At 33.6% G+C, this 3,398-nt stretch carries 5 protein-coding genes; 3 read left to right on the top strand and 2 right to left on the bottom strand.

The window, feature by feature from the left end:
* From QNK89_RS00880 to QNK89_RS00870, 3 genes are all read left to right on the top strand, one after another.
* Nucleotides 1-297 (top strand): prolipoprotein diacylglyceryl transferase family protein (locus tag QNK89_RS00880; RefSeq protein WP_340169098.1); only part of this gene is annotated, 297 nt, incomplete at its 5' end.
* A 361-nt stretch (nt 298-658) separates the two neighbouring features.
* The gene (locus QNK89_RS00875; RefSeq protein WP_340169097.1) at nt 659-1,030 is read left to right on the top strand and encodes a DUF805 domain-containing protein; all 372 of its coding nucleotides are present in this window, start codon (nt 659-661) and stop codon (nt 1,028-1,030) included.
* Between the two features lie 84 nt (nt 1,031-1,114).
* Nucleotides 1,115-1,525 carry a VOC family protein gene (locus tag QNK89_RS00870; protein ID WP_340169096.1) on the top strand — a complete coding sequence of 137 codons (411 nt, stop codon included), beginning with the start codon at nt 1,115-1,117 and terminating at the stop codon, nt 1,523-1,525.
* 25 nt (nt 1,526-1,550) lie between these two features.
* Here the strand turns inward: QNK89_RS00870 and QNK89_RS00865 are convergent, their stop codons facing one another.
* Nucleotides 1,551-2,330 (bottom strand): ABC transporter ATP-binding protein, encoded by a 780-nt coding sequence (locus QNK89_RS00865; RefSeq protein ID WP_340169095.1) that lies wholly within the window; start codon nt 2,328-2,330, stop codon nt 1,551-1,553.
* Entirely contained in the window at nt 2,323-3,315 is a 993-nt protein-coding gene (locus QNK89_RS00860; protein WP_340169094.1) for an iron ABC transporter permease, read from the bottom strand. Before QNK89_RS00860 ends, QNK89_RS00865 begins: the two co-directional genes overlap by 8 nt.
* Between the last annotated feature and the right edge of the window lie 83 nt (nt 3,316-3,398).

The following is a 3,398-nucleotide window of genomic DNA, read 5'->3' as shown; positions in this document are numbered from 1 at the left end:
GACCCCTTAGGTATTTATTGTTATGAGTTGACCAATGCAGTATACCCAACTGCAGTATATGAAGCACTCATGGGAATTATTTTATTTACGGTAATTTGGAAACTTAGAAATGCATTTAAAATGCCAGGAATGCTCTTTGGTGTGTATCTAGTTTTTAACGGTATAGAACGGTTTTCTATTGAAAAAATAAGAATAAATAATGAATTATACAATGGACTTACGCAAGCTGAAATGATTTCCACCGGCTTAATTGTTCTAGGTATAGCTCTCTTTTTTGGGCTTAAATACAAGAAATAAACACCTCATACATAACCTTTCATTTTTTACAAAAAAGTAGCGTATTACTTTAGTAACACTTAGTAATTCAATAATTATTTAGATGCTAAAACTAATTATTAACTGCTAAATAGTGTGTTTTAAACAGTAATTATTATATCAAAACACTAAACCTTACACTATATTAAATATTTATTTATATATTTGAATTAATGTTTTAATAAAACAGCTAATTAAAATAAAATCAATTGGTTTTATGGTAAAAAGCATCTATTCATATAAACATTTGTTCCAACCCCCATTAACAATGATACTATTGTTTAAAAATGGAATGAAATCAATAAAAAACAATAACTAAATTATTAATTAAATTAATTTTAAAATGAAATGGTTCATAAAATCAATCTATAAGTATGCAAAATTTAGTGGCAGAGCGCAAAGAAAGGAATTCTGGATGTATACACTGTTTTATATCATTTTTGGAACAATACTATGGCATATCGATACGACACATAGCGTAAATATTGGAGACTATAAATACGGTATACTATTCCTCTTTTACAATATAGTACTTTTACTTCCAACACTAGCGGTATCGGTAAGAAGACTTCACGATGTAGATGAAAGTGGATGGATGTTATTATTGTTCGTAATACCATTAATAGGGTTTCTATGGCTACTTGTATTATTTTTAACAACAAGTAGTAAAAAAGACAACAAACACGGAAAGAGCCCATTATTAATAAGCTCTTAAGATTAAACAACAACAAGTAATCTTACTTTATAGAATATAATTAAATTTGTTTTTAGAACTCAAATTAGAACTAAAAACATAAAATTGAATCAACTAAAACAAAGAATCGCGCAAGTTACCATCGTGGTTAAATGCTATGATGAAGCTATAGAATTTTACACAAAAAAATTAAATTTTACCCTACTTGAAGATACCCAACTAAACGAAAATAAAAGATGGGTAACTGTAGCACCTCCAGGAGCAAAAGAGTGTTGCTTGTTACTTGCAAAAGCGTCTAATGATAAACAAAGTAAAAGTATTGGAAACCAAACAGGTGGAAGAGTTGGCTTTTTTTTATTTACAGATGACTTTTGGAGAGACTACAACCAAATGATTGAGCGAAACGTGAAGTTTAGAGCAGAACCCTCTGTTACTAATTACGGCACGGTAGTGGTTTTTGAAGATTTATACGGAAACTTATGGGACTTTATTGAGCCTAGTAAAACAACAAGCTAATTACTGCAAAAAATAGCATTTTAAATTAAACGCCACGAATTTCAAAACGATTCTTTTCCTCGTTCCAATAGCCAAAAGGAGTGTTTAACATGTTATTAAGTACATTACTATTTTTAAGCTCTTTTGTTTCAAAAACATGAAACTGAGCAGCTCCATCTATCCAAAATATCCGATCGGCGATATCAAGAGCAGTACTCCAATCGTGCGTACTCATGAGTATAGACTTCCCCTCATCTCTAGTTAATTTTTTAAGTAAAACTGACAGTTCCATTGAGTGAGCTAGATCTAGATACGCTGAAGGTTCGTCTAATAAAATAACATCGGTTTGCTGAGCTAGAGCTCTGGCTATTACAATTCGCTGACGTTCTCCATCGCTTAAATTATGCATCCATTTATCAGCATATTTCCCTGCACCAAATTTAAATAAACTCTCCTTTACTATGCTGTGATCTTGAGCACTTAATTTCGAATTCCAAGAAAGGTATGGGTAACGTCCTGTGGCTACAACATCTATAGCTTTCATATTTACATCTCGCAAAGAATCTGTTAAGACAACAGCCAAGCGTTTGGCTCTATCTTCCTCAGCGATCGATTCAGAAGGAATCCCATTTAAAAAAACAGAACCAGCTATACTTGGAAGTATTCCCATTATAGTTTTTAGCAACGTCGATTTACCTTTGCCGTTAGCACCTAATAAACAGATCAGTTCACCAGCAAACAAATCAAAGCTAATCTCTTTTAGAACAGGCTTGTTATTGAAGCCAACCGAAAGGCCTTTTACTTTTATGTTTGGTAATTTATCCAATCCGATTCTTTTTTAATAAATAGAAAATGACAAAAGGAGCTCCAAAAAGACACGTTATACTGTTTATAGGTAGAACAAAATCGAAACCTGGTACTTGTGCAATCATATCGCAAAATAAAGCGACACAAGCTCCGGTAAGAGCCACAAGAGGTATGGTAATTCTATGATCGGATTCTTCTACAACGATGCGAACTAAATGTGGCACAGCCATCCCTATAAAAGCAATAGGGCCACAATAGGCCGTAACCCATGCAACCAAAACGCCTAGTAAGCATAAGATTTCAAAACGAATTTTTTTTAGTGAAACACCTAAACTTTGCGCATAGGACTCGCCAAGTAAAAGACTGTTAAGAGTTTTTGAGCGTGAATAAGCAAAGAGAATCCCAATGCTTAAAACAGGCAGCATAAATACTAAGTCAGCCCATTGAGTTTTAGCAAAGGAACCCATACCCCAAAGCACAAAACTTTGGATTTCTTCGGAAGTCGCAAAATATTGTAAGATGCCTACCAAAGCACTGGTGAGGTAAGAAATCATTAAGCCCAAAATTAGAAGACCCACAGAAGACTTAAACCTTTTAGCTGCCCAAATAATAAGGAGTAAAATAAAAAATGAACCGAAACTTGCTGCCAAGGGTACGGAAAATAAAAAAGTACCCGAAAAAAATAAAAGCAATAATGCAACACCTAAACTGGCTCCAGAACTAATTCCTAAAACATAGGGACCCGCCAATGGATTTCTAAAAAAACTCTGCATCAAAAGACCTGAAACAGCTAAAGCTGACCCTGCAATACATGCAGTTAATGCTTTTGGTATTCTGTACTCTAAAAGAATGGTTTTGTAGGAAGGATGTGAGAAAGGATGACCCGTTAAGTAGGCAAAAAACTCGCTAATAGAAATCTTTACACTACCCAATAAAATGTCGCTCACAAACAAAACGAATAAGAGTATACCTAAAAAAACAATTCGAAAGAGGGCACTATTCATTTACCAAAGGTTTGTAATATTTTAGGGTATGATTGGGCAACAAATCTGGATGAAAAATAGAGATTAAATCGGCCAATACTTCA

Source organism: Lacinutrix sp. (assembly GCF_037625555.1).
Lineage (GTDB): Bacteria > Bacteroidota > Bacteroidia > Flavobacteriales > Flavobacteriaceae > Lacinutrix.
This window is presented reverse-complemented; position numbering and strand designations above follow the sequence as displayed.

Bases quoted from the DNA above. Each gene is read 5' to 3' on its own strand.
- QNK89_RS00875 (WP_340169097.1), top strand. From the start codon at position 659: ATGAAATGGTTCATAAAATCAATCTATAAGTATGCAAAATTTAGTGGC.
- QNK89_RS00860 (WP_340169094.1), bottom strand. From the start codon at position 3,315: ATGAATAGTGCCCTCTTTCGAATTGTTTTTTTAGGTATACTCTTATTC.